Origin of the sequence: Streptomyces sp. NPDC056883, assembly GCF_042788835.1 — a bacterium.
Classification (GTDB): Bacteria; Actinomycetota; Actinomycetes; order Streptomycetales; family Streptomycetaceae; genus Streptomyces; species Streptomyces stoeckheimensis.
On record NZ_JBHUBS010000011.1, the window covers coordinates 58,458 to 74,560 of the forward strand.

The window sequence follows — 16,103 nt, forward strand, 5'->3', positions numbered from 1 at the left end:
GCGTGGGGGGGGGCGGGGGGGCTTGGGGGGGGCGTGGGAACGGAGCGCCACCATCCCCCTCTCCCGGTCTTTTGGTGCTCGCGTCCTGGGCCGACCCCCCGGGGTGGGGGGCCGGGGGCTGCGCCCCCGGTTTCGGGAAGGGGCGGGGTGGGGGAAGGCTCCGCGCAGCGGACCTCGCAGCCGCCTGCCAAGGGGAGGACGATCCACTCCGATTCCGCGCACTCGTGCGCGTACACCTCCCCCGGCGCGAGGTCGAGGACGAGCAGCCTCGTCCATTCCATCGCCCACTCAGACACCACCGGCACGGCCGAGCACCTCCTCCACTTCCTCCGCGAACGGCATCGCGGTCGAACAGGCCAGCCGCGAGGCCACGATCGCCCCGGCCGCGTTCGCGTAGCGGATCACCCGCTCCAACTCCCACCCCGCGAGCAGCCCGTGGCACAGGGCCCCGCCGAAGGCATCACCCGCGCCGAGCCCGTTGACGACGGTCACCGGGACCGGAGGGAGCTCCACCGCCGTCCCGTCACGGTGGACGGCCAGCACCCCGGCCGGGCCGCGCTTGACCACCGCCAGCTCCACCCCGGCCGCGAGCAACGCCCGCGCGGCCGCGTACGGCTCGGTCTCGCCGGTGGCGATCGCGCACTCCTCGGCGTTGCCCACGGCCACCGTGGCGAGGGACAGCGCCCGGCGGTACCACTCCCCCGGCCCGGCGGTCCCGCCCTCGGGCACCGCTCCGGCCCCGGCCCCCTCGCCGGAGGGCCACAGCATCGGGCGCCAGTCCAGGTCGAACACCGTGAGCGGGCTCCTGCCGCGCGCCTCCAGCGCGGCCAGGGTGGCCGTCCGGCTCGGCTCCGCGCTGAGCCCGGTACCGGTCATCCAGAACACCCGCGCCGCCCGCACCGCGTCGAGGTCGAGCTCGTCCGCGGCGATCTCCAGGTCCGGCGCCTTCGGGTACCGGTAGAAGTACAGCGGGAAGTCGTCCGGCGGGAAGATCTCGCAGAAGGTCACCGGCGTCGGATAGGCCGCCACCTCCCCGGCCCACCGGTCGTCCACCCCGAACCCGCGCAGTTCCGACCGGAGATACGCGCCGAAGGGGTCCGCGCCGGTCCGGGTGATCACCGCCGTCCGCCGGCCCAGCCGGGCCGTCGCGACGGCGACGTTGGTCGGGGAACCCCCCAGGAACTTCCCGAAGGTGTCCGCCTCGCCGAGCGGTACGCCCGTCTTCAAGGGGTAGAGATCCACCCCGATCCGGCCCATCGTGATCAGGTCGAACGCCAACGGATCCGCAGCCATCACCACACCATTCCTCCCGACCGAGTGCTCCCCGTACCCAAGAGCCTCGCACCCTAAGGTGGCCGTATGACGTCCTCACCACCCGCGTTGACCCGTATCCGCGTCGGCTCGGCTCCGGACTCCTGGGGGGTCTGGTTCCCCGACGATCCCCGGCAGACCCCGTGGGAGCGGTTCCTCGACGAGGTCGCCGAAGCCGGGTACGAGTGGATCGAGCTCGGTCCCTACGGCTATCTCCCCACCGATCCCGTCCGGCTCGCCGACGAGGTCGGGGCGCGCGGCCTGCGGGTCTCCGCGGGAACCGTCTTCACCGGACTCCATCACGGGCCCGCCGTGTGGGAGGACACCTGGGAGCACGTGTCGCGGATCGCGGAGCTCACCCGGGCCGTGGGCGCGGCGCACCTCGTCGTGATCCCGTCCTTCTGGCGGGACGACAAGACCGGCGAGGTGCTGGAGGACCGCACCCTCACCCCGGAGGGCTGGCGCGAACTGACCACGCAGACCGAGCGGCTGGGCAAGCGGGTCGAGGACGAGTACGGGCTGCGGATCGTCGTCCACCCGCACGCGGACACGCACATCGACACCCCCGAGAACGTGGCGCGCTTCCTCGACGCCACCGATCCCGCGCTGGTCTCCCTCTGCCTGGACACCGGGCACTACGCGTACTGCGGCGGCGACAGCGTCCGGGCCGTCGAGACGTTCGGCGAGCGGATCGGCTACCTCCACCTCAAGCAGGTCGATCCGCGGATCCTCGCCGAAGTCGTGCGGGACCAGGTTCCCTTCGGGCCGGCGGTGGCCCGCGGGGTGATGTGCGAGCCGCCGGCGGGGGTGCCCGCGCTGGAACCGGTGCTGGCGGCCGCCGAGCGGCTCGGCGTGGACCTGTTCGCCATCGTGGAGCAGGACATGTACCCGTGCCCGCCCGACCGTCCGCTGCCGATCGCCCGCCGCACCCGCGCCTACCTGCGCTCCTGCGGCGCCCGCTGAACCGAGGCCCCCGGCCGCAACTGCCGCACCTGCCGTACGAACCCTCGTGGAGGAACAGAACATGACCAGCACGCTCGGCATCGCCGTCATCGGTACCGGGAAGATGGGCTCCGACCACGTCCACCGCTTCGGGCGGTCGGTCGGCGGGGCCCGGGTGGTGGCCGTGGCCGACCCGGACGGGGACCGGGTCAAGGAGGTCGCGGCCGGTCTGGAGGGGGCGAGCGCGCACACCGATCCGGCGGCCGCGATAGCGGCGCCCGGGGTGGACGCCGTCCTGATCGCCTCGCCCGGGCCCGCCCATGAGGAAGCGATCCTGCGCGCGCTGGAGCGGGGGCTGCCGGTGCTCTGCGAGAAGCCGCTGACCCCCGATCCGGCGGGCGCCCTGCGGATCATGGAGGCGGAGGCGCGGCTGGGCCGCCGGCTCGTCCAGGTCGGCTTCATGCGGCGCTACGACGCCGAGTACGCGCGGCTCAAGGAGCTGCTCGACGCGGGCGGCATCGGGCGGCCGCTGTTCCTGCACTGCCGGCACCGCAACGCCGCATCGCCGTCCTTCTTCACCAGCGACATGCTGATCAGCGATTCGGTGGTGCACGAGGTGGACGCGGCCCGCTGGCTGCTGGGCCAGGAGATCACCGCGGTGACCGTGCTCTCCCCGACGCCCTCCTCGGCCGCTTCGGCCGCCCGCGAGGGGCTGCGCGATCCCCGGTTCGTCCTCATGGAGACCTCCGGAGGGGCCGTGGTCGACGTGGAGATCTTCGTCAACTGCGGCTTCGGCTACCAGGTGCAGTGCGAGGCGGTCGGCGAGTCCGGCACCGCCCGCATCGGCGACGGCCACGCGATGGTCGTCCAGTCGGCGGGCCGGTGGGGCGGGGAGATCGACCAGGACTTCACGGTGCGTTTCGCCGACGCCTACGACCGCCAGCTGCGCCGCTGGGTCGCCGCGGCCGCGCTGGGCCGCGTGGACGGTCCCGACGCGTGGGACGGCTATGCGGCGGCGGCCGTCTCGGAGGCGGGCCTCGCCGCGGCCCGCAGCGGCGTACGGACCCAGGTGGAACTGGCCCCGCGCCCGGCCCTCTACCGCTGATCCGACCGTCCCGGCCCCGCCACACCGGGGGCACCGCCTGCGCCCTGTGTGCCACCTGTGTCACGAGGGTCGTCGGCATGTCACGCATGTCCGCATTACGCGGGTCTTCCGTCACAGCCGGACGACAGCCCCTCCCCTGACCTCACCCTGCGTCGTTCCCCGGGCACAACCTGAGTGATCGTCAGTGTCCACGCGCCGGCTCCCCGACGGCCTCCCGGCCGGCCCCGCGGCGTGGACAAGGAGGTGTCGAGGATGAGCGACCGACAGCTGTGGTCGTACAAGGAGATCGCCGCTCACATCCGGGTCCAGCCGGACACGGTGCGCTCCTACCGCAAGCACGGGCTGCTGCCCGCACCCGACCACGTCGAGGGCGGCAAGCCCTACTGGTACGCCGACACCATCCGCGCCTGGGTGGCGCGCCGGCCCGGCAACCGCGGACGCCGCGAGGACTGACGCGGCGTCCGGTCCAGGGACGGGACCCTCCCGGGCCCCGTCCGCTAGCGGCTCCCTGCGGGAACGGGCGCGGGCTCGGACTGCCCGGCGGTCGGCGCCGGCTCCCCCTCGCTCAGCCCGAAGCGTTCGTGCAGTCGGCGCAGCGGCGCCGGCGCCCACCAGGTGGCCTTGCCGGTCAGCTTCATCACCGCCGGCACCAGCAGGCTCCGCACGACCATCGCGTCCATCAGCACGGCCAGTGCGATTCCCAGGCCCAGCATCTTGGTGTTGGTCACCCGCGAGCTGCCGATGGCGACCATCACCACCGCCAGGATCACGGCCGCCGCGGTGATCAGTCCGCCCGTGCGGGTCAGCCCGGCGCGCACCGCACCCTCGTGGTCCCCGGTCCGGTCGTACTCCTCCTTGATCCGGGATATGAGGAACACCCCGTAGTCCATGGAGAGTCCGAAGGCGATGCAGAACATCAGCACGGGCAGGGTGGTCTCGATGTCTCCCGTGGAGGTGAAGGACAGCAGTCCGGAGAGGTGGCCCTCCTGGAACACCCACACCACCGCCCCGAACATCGCGGTCAGGCTCAGCGCGTTGAGGAGCACCGCCTGGAGGGGTATCAGCAGGCTCCCGGTGAGCAGGAAGACCAGGAGCAGGGTGGCCAGCACCACGACGGCCAGGGCCAGGGGCAGTTTCTCGGCTATGGCGTCCTGGGCGTCGACGAGCACCGCGGCCTGTCCGGTCACGGCCCTGTCGAAGGGCGCGTCCACCGCCCTGACCAGGCCCACCAGGTCCTGGGCTTCCTGTCCCACTTCCTCGCCCTTGGTGAGCACCGAGAAGTAGGCGTATCCGGTGCCGGAGGCCGAGCTCACCGGTCCTTCCACCCCCAGCACTCCGGGCAGGGCTGCCACCCGCTGCTTGTAGGCGTCGAGATCGGCGGCGCCGGAGGCTCCTTCGGTCAGGACGGTCAGTGCTCCGCCGGGGCTGCCGGGGAAGCCTTCGCGGATGTGCTGCTGCACCACGTGCGATTCGGCGGTCACCGGCAGCTGCCGGTCGTCCACGGTGCCGAACTTCACTCCGAGGAAGGGCAGTCCGAGCAGCAGCAGTCCGGCCGTGGTGGCCACGGCGAACACCGGGGCGCGGCGCATCACCAGGTCGGTCAGCCGGGCCCAGCCGCGCCCGCCTCCGGCCCGTCCCGGGTCGCTCCCGGCCGGCCCGGAGCGGCGCCACAGCCGGCGCAGGTCGAAGGAGTTGACCCGCTCCCCCAGCAGGACCAGGGCCGCGGGCAGCACGATGAGCGCGGCCGCGGCGGCGAGCAGGACGACCGCGACTCCGGCGTAGGCGAAGGAGCGCAGGAAGTACATCGGGAAGAAGAGCATGGCCGAGAGGGCGACGGCCACGGTCAGCGCCGAGAACAGGACCGTCCGCCCGGCGGTCCGCAGGGTGACTCCGACGGCCGCGACCGGGTCGCGCCCGGCGGCCAGCTCCTCGCGGAACCTCCGCACGATGAACAGGGCGTAGTCGATGGCGAGGCCGAGCCCGAGGGCGGTGGTCAGGTTCTGCGCGAAGACGGAGACGTCGGTGAACTCGGTCAGTCCGCGCAGCACGGCATTGGTTCCGATGATGGCGACGATGCCGACGCCGAGGGGCAGCAGGGCCGCGATGGCGCTGCCGAAGACGAGGACGAGCAGGATGAGCGTCACGGGCAGGGCGATCAGCTCGGCGCGCAGCAGGTCCTCCTGGATGGTGGAGGTCACCTCGCGCTGGACGGCGGCCTGGCCGCCGAGGGACACCTTCAGCGGTCCGTGCTCGCCGCGGTAGCTCGGCACGATCCGGTCCAGGACGGCGTTGGCCGTCTTCTCGTCGCCGAGCACCCGGGCGGCGATCAGGGCCTGGCGGCCGTCCTCGGAGCGCAGGGTGGGCATCCCGGTCCGCCAGTACGAGCCCACGCCGGTCACCCCCGGCTCGGCGGCGAGCCGCGCCGTCAGCCGCTCGGCCTCGGCGGCGACGGCGGGGTCGTCCACCCCGGCCGCCCCGGCGGCGGGTCCGGCGGCCCCCACGGCCCCTACGTCGACGAGTAGCAGCAGATTGGGCTGGGAGCCGGGGAACTCGCGCTCCAGCGCCTTGGTGGCATAGGTGGAGCCGGCGCCGGGGTCCTCCCAGCCCCCGCTTCCGAGCCGGTCGGCGACGCCTCCGCCCGCGAAGACGGCCAGGGCCGTGACCACGAGGGCGAGCAGCAGCGAGAGCCTCGGCCGTGTGGTGACGAACCCGGTCCACCGACCGCCCTCCCCAGGCGACGGCGGTTTCTTGACTTGAGACATGACTCGGTGTCCCCTTCACCGTGATTGCCAGGCCACTTAGACTGGCAAACACGAGCAGTCGCTCGCGTTTCTCAAGAATGCGAGCGATCTCTCGCGTTTGTCAATCACCCACGGGAAGCAACGGGAAGCAAGGGATTGGACATGCGGGAGACCTCTCGGACCAAAAGTCCGGACAAAGCGGGAGAACCGACCCCGGAGGCCGCCGAGGCCGCCGAGGCTGCGCGGGCCGCGAAGGCCACGGGAGCCACCAGAGCCGCGAAGACCGCGCCGGGAGCCGTGCCGGAAGCAGCGCCGGAAGCAGCCCCCCGCCGCCGCCAGGCCCGCGGTGAGCGCCGGATCGCCCAGCTCCTGGCGGCCGCCGCCGGGGTGTTCTGCCGTACGGGCTACGCGGCGGCCAGCACCAACGCCATCGCACGCGAGGCCGGCGTCTCCCCGGGCACGCTCTACCAGTTCTTCCCGAACAAGGAGGCCATCGCCGTGGAGCTCGGCGGGCACCTCCTCCAGCGCGCCCACGAGGCGCACGGCCGGGCCTTCCTCCCCGAGAACCTGAACCGGCCGCTGCCCGAGCTGCTCGACGCCGTCCTGGATCCGGTCATCGCCTTCAACTGCGAGAACCCGGCCTTCTGGGCGCTCATGCACGGCGCCGGCATCCCCGGCATCTCCCAGGAACACGACGAGCTGCACGTCGGCATGCTGACCCGCGTCGAGGAGGTGCTCCGCGCCTGCGTGACCCCCACCGCCGACGGCGCCCCCGCCACCGAGGCCGAGCTCACCCACGTCGCCCACATGGTGCTCGGGATCGTCAAGACCTCGCTCGAGCTGATCCTGGCCAGCGAGGGCGCGGACCGGGCCGCCTACGTCACGGAACTGAAGACCGTCCTGTTCCGCTACCTGGACCCGATGTTCACCACGCTTCCTCCTCACTGACCATCTGCCCGACGTCCCCGGACCCCGGCCCGGCGGCTCCGGATCCCGCCCCGGACCCGTCACCGGAGGATCCCGCCCGCAACCGCAGCCCCACCAGCGGGAAGACCAGGACGGACACCATCCCGGCCCCGACCAGCGCCGCGGCCTCCCCCGACCCCAGCTTTCCCTCCTGCACGCCCAGGGTGGTGATCGCCACCACCAGCGGCAGCGCCGTGGAGCCGAACAGCACCAGCGCCGACCGGTCCCGGCGCCCGAGGTCCCGGGGGGCCAGCAGCCACATCGGGAGCCCGCGCACCACGAGGAAGAGCAGCAGGAACACCGGCAGCAGCAGGAGCACCCGCCCGCCCCCGAGCAGCGCGGCCAGGTCGAACTCGATCCCGGTGACCACGAAGAACAGCGGCACCAGGAAGCCGAATCCCATGGCCTCCACCTTCGACAGCACGGCCTCGCTGCTCTCCGGGGCGGCCCCGTGCAGCACGAGCCGGGTGATCAGCCCGGCGGCGAAGGCGCCGAGCAGGACGTCGAGGCCGAGCACTTCGGAGAGCGCCAGGAACGCGACGAGGATCAGCACCACCAGGCGCACCGCGAACTGCGCGCTGCTGTGCAGGGTCTTGGCGATGACCCGGGCGAACCAGGGCGGCTTGGGCCGCATCGCCCAGAACACGGCGGCGGCGGTGAGCACCGCGAAGCCGATCAGCAGCGCCGCCGACTGCCCCGGCGCCCGGCCGCTGAGCAGCAGGGCCATCGCGATGATCGGCCCGAACTCGCCGACCGCGCCCATCGCCATCATCACCGAGCCGAACCGGCTCTGGAGGTCCCCCGAGTCCCGCAGGACCGGCAGGATCGTGCCGAGGGCGGTGCTGGTGAGCGCGGTGCCGATGTAGACGCCCTTGTCGAACCCGCCGCCCGACAGCAGCAGTCCGATCCCGAGCCCGAGCGCGAGGGCGGCCATCCAGGCCCACACCGACCGCTTCAGGGTGTCGCCCTTGACCTGGGCGAACTGGATCTCGTAGCCGGCCAGGAAGATCAGCATCGCGAGCCCGAGCTCGCTGAGCACGTCGACGAGCTCGGTGGAGTGCGCCCAGCCGAGGACGTCGGGTCCGACCAGGACGCCGAGGACGATCTCGAAGATCACCAGCGGGACGGGGAGCCAGCGCGAGACCCCGTACGCGAGCAGGGGCGCGAGCACCGCGATCGACATGATCAGGATGAGAGTGGTCCCCGAGTCGGCCATAGGTGCCATTTACATACGGTTCACACCAATTGTCCACCGCAAAAGATCTCGTCGAATGCTCGCGTCGATACCCCCTAGGGGTATAGTCTCCAAGTGTCGGGATGAACGGTGGACTCGTGACGAGCGATCCGCCGCCCCTTCCGGCCCCCCGGACACGCCCTTGAAGAGGAGAACGACATGAGCGCCGACACGGACACCCAGACCACCACCGTCTACCGGGTGACCGGCATGACCTGCGGGCACTGCGAGGGCGCGGTCACCGCCGAGCTCTCCGCCCTCGCGGGCGTCAGCTCGGTCAAGGCCGTCGCCGCGACCGGCGAGGTCACCGTGGTCTCGGCCGCCCCGCTCGACGAGGCCGCCGTACGCGCCGCGGTCGACGAGGCCGGCTACGAGTTCGCCGGCCAGGCCTGAGCACCACCTCTTCCGCATCACCCGCTCAAGCAGTACCCGCAGCACCCCGCCGGGCCGTACCGGCCAGCTCATACTGGTTCCGTACGGCCCGGCCCTCCCCCTGGAGCCCGGATCATGAGCAGCAGCACAGTGCACGACGGACCCATAGCGGCTGACGGCGCCACCGCGCCCACCGCCGAGGTCGAGCTGACCATCGGCGGGATGACCTGCGCCTCCTGCGCGGCCCGCATCGAGAAGAAGCTGAACCGGATGGACGGGGTCACCGCCTCGGTGAACTACGCCACCGAGAAGGCCAAGGTCTCCTACGGCGCCGACGTCCAGGTCGCCGACCTCATCGCGACGGTCGTCAAGACCGGCTACACCGCCGAAGAGCCCCCGCCGCCCGTCCCCGAGCAGGCCGAGGAGGCGCAGGCCCCCGACGAGGCCCGTGACCCCGAACTGGCCGCGCTGCGCCAGCGCCTGCTGGTCTCCGTGGTCCTCTCGCTGCCCGTGGTCCTGCTCGCGATGATCCCGGCCCTGCAGTTCGACAACTGGCAGTGGCTCTCGCTGACCCTGGCCGCCCCCGTCGTCGTCTGGGGCGCGCTCCCCTTCCACAAGGCCGCCTGGACCAACGCCCGGCACGGCGCGGCCACCATGGACACCCTGGTCTCGGTCGGCACCGGGGCGGCCTTCCTCTGGTCGCTGTGGGCCCTGTTCTTCGGCCACGCCGGAATGCCCGGCATGCGGCACGGCTTCGACTTCTCCGTCTCCCGTACGGACGGCTCCTCGGCGATCTACCTGGAGGTGGCGGCGGGAGTCGTCAGCTTCATCCTGCTCGGCCGGTACCTGGAGGCCCGCTCGAAGCGGAAGGCCGGCGCGGCCCTCAAGGCCCTGATGCGGCTCGGCGCCAAGGACGTGGCGGTGCTGCGCGGCGGGACCGAGGTGCGCATCCCCGTGAGCGCGCTCGCGGTGGGCGACCGGTTCCTCGTCCGGCCCGGCGAGAAGATCGCCACCGACGGCACCGTCGTCGAGGGCAGCTCCGCCGTGGACGCCGCCATGCTGACCGGTGAATCGGTCCCCGTCGAGGTCACCGTGGGCGACACCGTCACCGGAGCCACCGTCAACACCTCCGGACGGCTCGTCGTCGAGGCCACCCGCGTCGGCTCGGACACCCAGCTCGCCCGGATGGCCAAGCTGGTCGAGGACGCCCAGAACGGCAAGGCCGAGGTGCAGCGCCTCGCCGACCGGATCTCCGGGGTCTTCGTCCCGGTCGTGCTCGTCCTGGCCCTGGGCACCTGGGTCACCTGGCTGCTGATCACCGACAACCCGACGGCCGCCTTCACCGCCGCCGTGGCCGTGCTGATCATCGCCTGCCCGTGCGCCCTGGGCCTGGCCACTCCGACCGCGCTGATGGTCGGCACCGGCCGGGGCGCGCAGCTCGGCATCCTGATCAAGGGCCCCGAGGTGCTGGAGTCCACCCGCCGCGTGGACACCGTCGTCCTGGACAAGACCGGCACCGTGACCACCGGCCGGATGACCCTGGCCGGCACCCACCCCGCCGAGGGCGTGGACGCCGCCGAACTGCTGCGCCTGGCCGGGTCCCTGGAGCACGCCTCCGAGCACCCGATCGCCCGGGCCGTCGCGGCGGGCGCCGCGGACCTCCCCGGCGGCCTGGCGGTTCCCGAGGGCTTCGAGAACCACGGCGGCCTCGGCGTCCAGGGCGTGGTCGACGGACACGCCGTCCTGGTGGGGCGCGAGAAGCTGCTCGCCGACTGGTCGATCGCGCTGCCCGCCGCCCTCGCCGAGGTCAAGGCCGCCGCCGAGGCCGAGGGTTCCACCGCCGTGCTGGTCGCCTGGGACGGGGAGGCGCGCGGCGTGCTGACCGTGGCCGACGCGGTCAAGGACACCAGCGCCGAGGCCGTGTCCCGGCTGCGGGCGCTGGGGCTGACCCCGGTCCTGCTGACGGGCGACAACCAGGCCGTGGCGCAGACCGTGGCCCGCGCGGTGGGCATCGACGAGGTCATCGCCGAGGTCCTCCCGCAGGACAAGGTGGACGTCGTGCGCCGGCTGCAGGCCGAGGGCCGCACCGTCGCCATGGTCGGCGACGGGGTCAACGACGCCGCCGCGCTGGCCCAGGCCGACCTGGGCCTGGCCATGGGCACCGGCACCGACGCGGCGATCGAGGCGAGCGATCTGACCCTCGTACGGGGCGACTTGCGGGTCGCGGCCGACGCGATCCGGCTCTCGCGCCGGACCCTGGCCACCATCAAGGGCAATCTCTTCTGGGCCTTCGGCTACAACGTCGCGGCGCTGCCGCTGGCCGCCGCCGGACTGCTCAACCCGATGATCGCGGGGGCCGCGATGGCCTTCTCCTCGGTCTTCGTGGTCACCAACAGCCTGCGGCTGCGGTCCTTCCGCTAGTGATCACCCTTCACGCCCCGCGCACATCCTCTTCACACGAGACGCAGATCACAGGGGCCCCGACGTAACCTTCGGGCAGGCCCGTGGGTCTAATGGGGCGATGCCGAAAACGTGTTGGGACGACTACACGTTCGCTCGGCACGCAGACACCCGGTCCGGGTCCCGTGGGGGGAATCCGTTCCGGGGTAAGGAAAGCGCCCCGACCTTCGACCCGTGGGGGGATCGATGGCGGGGCGCTTTTCCTGTACTACGCGTCCTACTGGTCCTGCGAGTCCTGCGGTTGCTGCGGCTCGACCCTCGGGTCAGCGGGACTCGACCGGAACGAAGTCGCGCAGGACCTCGCCGGTGTAGATCTGGCGCGGGCGGCCGATGCGGGAGCCGGGCTCCTTGATCATCTCGTGCCACTGGGCGATCCAGCCGGGCAGCCGGCCGATCGCGAAGAGCACGGTGAACATCTCGGTCGGGAAGCCCATGGCCCGGTAGATCAGGCCGGTGTAGAAGTCGACGTTCGGGTAGAGGTTGCGCTCGACGAAGTACTCGTCGGCCAGCGCGTGCTCTTCCAGCTTCAGGGCGATGTCGAGGAGCTCGTCGTCCTTGCCGAGCGCCGAGAGGACATCGTGCGCCGCCGCCTTGATGATCTTCGCCCGGGGGTCGAAGCTCTTGTAGACGCGGTGTCCGAAGCCCATCAGGCGGACGCCGTCTTCCTTGTTCTTCACCTTGCGGATGAAGGCGTCGACGTCGCCGCCGTCGTTCTTGATGCCCTCGAGCATCTCCAGGACCGACTGGTTGGCGCCACCGTGCAGCGGGCCCCACAGGGCCGAGATGCCGGCGGAGATCGAGGCGAACATGTTCGCCTGCGAGGAGCCGACCAGACGCACGGTGGAGGTCGAACAGTTCTGCTCGTGGTCCGCGTGCAGGATCAGCAGCTTGTCGAGCGCGGCGACCACGACCGGGTCCAGGTCGTACTCCTGGGCCGGCACGGAGAAGGTCATGCGCAGGAAGTTCTCGACGTAGCCGAGGTCGTTGCGCGGATAGACCACCGGGTGGCCGACCGACTTCTTGTACGCGTACGCCGCGATCGTCGGGAGCTTGGCCAGCAGCCGGATCGTCGAGAGGTTGCGCTGCTTCTCGTCGAACGGGTTGTGGCTGTCCTGGTAGAACGTCGACAGCGCGCTGACCACGGAGGACAGCATCGCCATCGGGTGCGCGTCGCGCGGGAAGCCGTCGTAGAAACGCTTGACGTCCTCGTGCAGCAGCGTGTGCTGGGTGATCTCGTTGCGGAACGACGCGAGCTGGTCGACGGTCGGCAGCTCCCCGTTGATCAGCAGGTAGGCGACCTCGATGAAGGTCGAGCGCTCCGCCAGCTGCTCGATCGGGTAACCGCGGTAGCGCAGGATGCCCTGCTCACCGTCGAGGTAGGTAATGGCGGACTTATAGGCGGCGGTGTTTCCGTAGCCGCTGTCCAGGGTGACCAGCCCGGTCTGAGCCCTGAGCTTCGAGATGTCGAAGCCCTGGTCACCGACGGTGCTCTCGACCACCGGGTAGGTGTATTCACCGTCCGCGTACCGCAGTACTACAGAGTTGTCGCTCACGTCATCCCTCACCGACGTAGTGCCTCTTCTTCGAGGTGCCCTGACTGCCTCTACCTTCCCCCATTTGGCGCAGGTGAGTGCACTCGGGGTCGAGCTTTGGTGTTTTTGACGGCACTCAGTGCCGCCAGCGTGCACATCCTGCCCCCTCCGCAACCGTTGTAGGAACCCCAAATGATCGATCATCTAGGTGATGTTTCCCACCGGTATACGTCCGGACAGCCTGGGTGCGACGGCCGTGTACCTCCTGCCTGCGGAAACGGTACGCACCGCCTGCGCGAGGGCTTTGCGGGACCCGACCAGGACGACCAATTTCTTCGCCCGGGTGACGGCCGTATACAGCAGGTTCCGTTGGAGCATCATCCAAGCGCCGGTGGTGACCGGGATCACGACGGCCGGATATTCACTCCCCTGGGAGCGGTGGATGGTGACGGCGTACGCGTGGGCCAGCTCGTCGAGCTCCGCGAACTCGTAGGCCACTTCCTCGTCTTCGTCCGTGCGCACCGTCAGCCGTTGTTCCTCGAGGTCAAGGGCGGTGACCACGCCGACCGTGCCGTTGAAGACGCCGTTGGCGCCCTTGTCGTAGTTGTTGCGGATCTGCGTGACCTTGTCGCCGACACGGAAGACGCGGCCGCCGAACCGCTTCTCGGGCAGGTTCGGCCGGGCCGGTGTGATGGCCTGCTGGAGCAGCGCGTTGAGGTTTCCGGCGCCGGCCGGACCGCGGTGCATGGGGGCCAGGACCTGGATGTCCCGCCTCGGGTCGAGACCGAATCTGGCCGGAATGCGACGGGCGGCGACGTCGACGGCCAGTTTTCCGGCCTCCTCCGTGTCCTCCTCGGGGAAGAGGAAGAAGTCGGGCAGCCCGTCGGTGATCGGCGGCAGGCCGGTGTTGATCCGGTGGGCGTTGGTCACCACCCCGGACTGCTGGGCCTGCCGGAAGATCGTGGTCAGCCGGACGGCCGGAACCGGCCCGCCCTCGGCGAGCAGATCGCGCAGCACCTCCCCCGCCCCGACCGAGGGCAGCTGGTCCACGTCCCCGACCAGCAGCAGGTGGGCACCCGGTGCCACGGCCTTGACCAGCTTGTTCGCCAGCAGCAGGTCGAGCATCGAGGCCTCGTCCACGACGACCAGGTCCGCATCCAGCGGCCGCTCCCGGTCGTACGCCGCATCCCCGCCCGGCTTGAGTTCCAGGAGCCGGTGCACGGTGGAGGCCTCGGCCCCGGTGAGCTCGGCCAGCCGCTTCGCCGCCCGGCCGGTGGGGGCGGCGAGGACGACCTTGGCCTTCTTGGCCCGGGCCAGCTCCACGATCGAGCGCACGGTGAAGGACTTCCCGCAGCCCGGCCCGCCGGTGAGGACCGCGACCCGGCGGGTGAGGGCGAGGCGGACCGCGTCCCGCTGCGCGGGGGCCAGCGTGGCTCCGGTCCGCCCGGCGAGCCAGCCCAGGGCCTTGTCCCAGTCCACGTCCCGGAAGGCGGGCAGCCGGTCCTCGTCCGCGTTCAGGAGGCGGCGCACCTGGCCGGCCAGGGACAGCTCGGCGCGGTGGAACGGCACCAGGTACACGGCGGTGAGCGGGTCCGGGCCGCCCTGCGGGTCCGGCACTGATTCCCGTACGACCCCTTCCGGATCGGCGGCGAGCTCGGCCAGGCAGTCGATGACCAGCCCGGTGTCCACCTGGAGCAGCTTGACCCCGTCGGCGATGAGCCGGTCCTCGGGCAGGAAGCAGTGCCCCTGGTCGGCGGACTGGGACAGGGCGTACTGGAGGCCGGCCTTGACCCGCTCCGGGCTGTCGTGCGGGATCCCGACGGCCTGCGCGATGCGGTCGGCGGTGAGGAAGCCGATGCCCCAGACGTCGGCGGCGAGCCGGTACGGCTGGTTCTTCACCACGGAGATGGAGGCGTCGGCGTACTTCTTGTAGATGCGCACCGCGATGGAGGTGGAGACGCCGACCCCCTGGAGGAAGACCATGACCTCCTTGATGGCCTTCTGCTCCTCCCAGGCGGCACCGATCAGCTTGGTCCGCTTGGGGCCGAGGCCGGGCACTTCGATCAGCCGCTTCGGCTGCTCCTCGATGACGTCGAGGGTGTCGAGGCCGAAGTGCTCCACGATCCGGTCGGCGATCTTCGGGCCGATGCCCTTGATCAGGCCGGAACCGAGGTAGCGCCGGATCCCCTGGATGGTCGCGGGCAGCAGCGTCGTGTAGTTCTCCACGGTGAACTGCCTGCCGTACTGGGCGTGCGAGCCCCAGCGGCCCTCCATGCGCAGCGATTCGCCCGGCTGGGCCCCGAGGAGGGATCCGACGACCGTGAGCAGGTCGCCGGCGCCACGGCCGGTGTCCACCCGGGCGACCGTGTACCCGCTCTCCTCATTGGCGTAGGTGATGCGCTCCAGCACCCCTTCGACCACCGCCGGCGCCACGGCCGCGTTCGTCGTCATGGCCCGAAGCTACAGCCCGGGTACGACAGTTCCACCGGGCCTGTGGACATCTCGGCGGACAACCGAAAGGGGGTCCCGCCTTTCGGCCGGACCCCCTCACGGTTACCCCTCCCTCATCGGACTTCCCGATCCCCCCGGATCCCCCCCGGAAGTCCCGACGCACCATACGACCCGCGACCCCTGCCCGTGGTTGCACGCGAATCCGGAACTTTACCTTTCCATTACCCAAGGGGGCTCCGGACGCCATCCGAGGTGCCGCCCAATCACCACAGAAGTAGCGTTTCAGGCATGAGCGAACCTTCCTTCCAGGACGACGTGCTGACCGAACTCGGCGACGAGAAGCTGACCGAGATCGCCGGTCTCCTCGGCACCGACACGAACGGCGCCCGTGACACCGTCGCGGCCACGGTCGGGGCGATGACCGGCGACCTCCAGCAGAAGGCCGACGCCGATGACGACGACGGCAACGAAGTCCGCCAGGCCTTCGCCGAGGTCACCCAAGCCCCGCTGGAAGGCGTGGCCACCCTCGGCGGCGGCCTGGGCGGCCTGCTCAGCGGCGGGATGATGGCCGGGGTGCTCGCCAAGGTGAGCAAGCCCGTGGCCAACGCGGTCTCCAAGAAGACCGGCATCCCCGCGCCCACCGTTGCCCGGGTCATCGAGATGCTGATCCCGGTCCTGCTGGCGGTCTTCGCCAAGCGTGCGGCCGGGAAGGCCGGGGGCGCGGGCGCCGGGGCGCCGTCGGCGGCGGGCGCCGAGTCCCCGATCCCGTCGCCGGGAGCGGTACCGGGAGCGGCGGGCGCGGCCCCGGGAGCCGGCGGCGGCCTCGGCGACCTGCTCGGCCAGATCCTCGGCGGCGGCAAGAAGTAGCCGGGGCCTTCGAGCAGCACTTCACCCGTTCGGACCAAACGGCCCCGGGCCGGGTCCGGACCGCCCTCCAGCGGTCCGGACCCGGCCCGGATGCGGCCACCCGTCGGATCGGCTGTCGGATC

Annotated in this window: 12 protein-coding genes; 7 read left to right on the top strand and 5 right to left on the bottom strand. The window is 71.5% G+C overall.

Going from position 1 to position 16,103, the window contains the following annotated elements; all coding sequences use genetic code 11:
* Positions 1–288: 288 nt before the first annotated feature.
* Positions 289–1,293 (bottom strand): 5-dehydro-2-deoxygluconokinase, encoded by a 1,005-nt coding sequence (gene iolC, locus ACFRU2_RS25205; RefSeq protein WP_382975891.1) that lies wholly within the window; start codon positions 1,291–1,293, stop codon positions 289–291.
* A gap of 66 nt (positions 1,294–1,359) precedes the next feature.
* On the opposite strand from iolC, the gene ACFRU2_RS25210 reads away from it, so the two are divergent.
* The 3 genes from ACFRU2_RS25210 (at position 1,360) to ACFRU2_RS25220 (ending at position 3,811) form a co-directional block, all read left to right on the top strand.
* Positions 1,360–2,274 (top strand): sugar phosphate isomerase/epimerase family protein, encoded by a 915-nt coding sequence (locus tag ACFRU2_RS25210; protein WP_382975893.1) that lies wholly within the window; start codon positions 1,360–1,362, stop codon positions 2,272–2,274.
* A 61-nt stretch (positions 2,275–2,335) separates the two neighbouring features.
* Positions 2,336–3,358 carry a Gfo/Idh/MocA family protein gene (locus ACFRU2_RS25215; RefSeq protein ID WP_382975896.1) on the top strand — a complete coding sequence of 341 codons (1,023 nt, stop codon included), beginning with the start codon at positions 2,336–2,338 and terminating at the stop codon, positions 3,356–3,358.
* A gap of 252 nt (positions 3,359–3,610) precedes the next feature.
* A complete protein-coding gene (locus ACFRU2_RS25220) occupies positions 3,611–3,811 on the top strand; it encodes an AlpA family transcriptional regulator (RefSeq protein ID WP_053674774.1) in 201 nt (66 codons plus the stop codon).
* Positions 3,812–3,855: 44 nt separating this feature from the next.
* Here the strand turns inward: ACFRU2_RS25220 and ACFRU2_RS25225 are convergent, their stop codons facing one another.
* On the bottom strand, positions 3,856–6,120 hold the full coding sequence (locus ACFRU2_RS25225; protein WP_382975899.1) for an MMPL family transporter: 2,265 nt from the start codon (positions 6,118–6,120) through the stop codon (positions 3,856–3,858).
* A 141-nt stretch (positions 6,121–6,261) separates the two neighbouring features.
* On the opposite strand from ACFRU2_RS25225, the gene ACFRU2_RS25230 reads away from it, so the two are divergent.
* Complete coding sequence (locus tag ACFRU2_RS25230) at positions 6,262–7,047, top strand: TetR/AcrR family transcriptional regulator (protein WP_382975902.1); 786 nt, start codon at positions 6,262–6,264, stop codon at positions 7,045–7,047.
* Here the strand turns inward: ACFRU2_RS25230 and ACFRU2_RS25235 are convergent.
* Complete coding sequence (locus ACFRU2_RS25235; protein ID WP_382976357.1) at positions 7,025–8,281, bottom strand: cation:proton antiporter; 1,257 nt, start codon at positions 8,279–8,281, stop codon at positions 7,025–7,027. The two genes, ACFRU2_RS25230 and ACFRU2_RS25235, sit on opposite strands and share 23 nt — an antisense overlap.
* A gap of 177 nt (positions 8,282–8,458) precedes the next feature.
* Between ACFRU2_RS25235 and ACFRU2_RS25240 the strand changes: the two genes are divergently transcribed.
* On the top strand, positions 8,459–8,692 hold the full coding sequence (locus tag ACFRU2_RS25240) for a heavy-metal-associated domain-containing protein (RefSeq protein ID WP_274553249.1): 234 nt from the start codon (positions 8,459–8,461) through the stop codon (positions 8,690–8,692).
* Positions 8,693–8,806: 114 nt separating this feature from the next.
* Positions 8,807–11,092, top strand: coding sequence for a heavy metal translocating P-type ATPase (locus ACFRU2_RS25245; protein WP_382975905.1), 2,286 nt, complete (start codon positions 8,807–8,809; stop codon positions 11,090–11,092).
* Positions 11,093–11,394: 302 nt separating this feature from the next.
* On the opposite strand, the gene ACFRU2_RS25250 is transcribed toward ACFRU2_RS25245, so the two are convergent.
* Both ACFRU2_RS25250 and ACFRU2_RS25255 read right to left on the bottom strand, forming a co-directional pair.
* Positions 11,395–12,684, bottom strand: coding sequence for a citrate synthase (locus tag ACFRU2_RS25250; RefSeq protein WP_243335006.1), 1,290 nt, complete (start codon positions 12,682–12,684; stop codon positions 11,395–11,397).
* 183 nt (positions 12,685–12,867) lie between these two features.
* Complete coding sequence (locus tag ACFRU2_RS25255) at positions 12,868–15,114, bottom strand: ATP-dependent RecD-like DNA helicase (protein ID WP_382975908.1); 2,247 nt, start codon at positions 15,112–15,114, stop codon at positions 12,868–12,870.
* Positions 15,115–15,402: 288 nt separating this feature from the next.
* Here ACFRU2_RS25255 and ACFRU2_RS25260 point away from each other — a divergent pair, with 288 nt between their 5' ends.
* Positions 15,403–15,981 (top strand): DUF937 domain-containing protein, encoded by a 579-nt coding sequence (locus tag ACFRU2_RS25260; RefSeq protein WP_382975910.1) that lies wholly within the window; start codon positions 15,403–15,405, stop codon positions 15,979–15,981.
* The last annotated feature ends 122 nt before the right edge of the window (positions 15,982–16,103 follow it).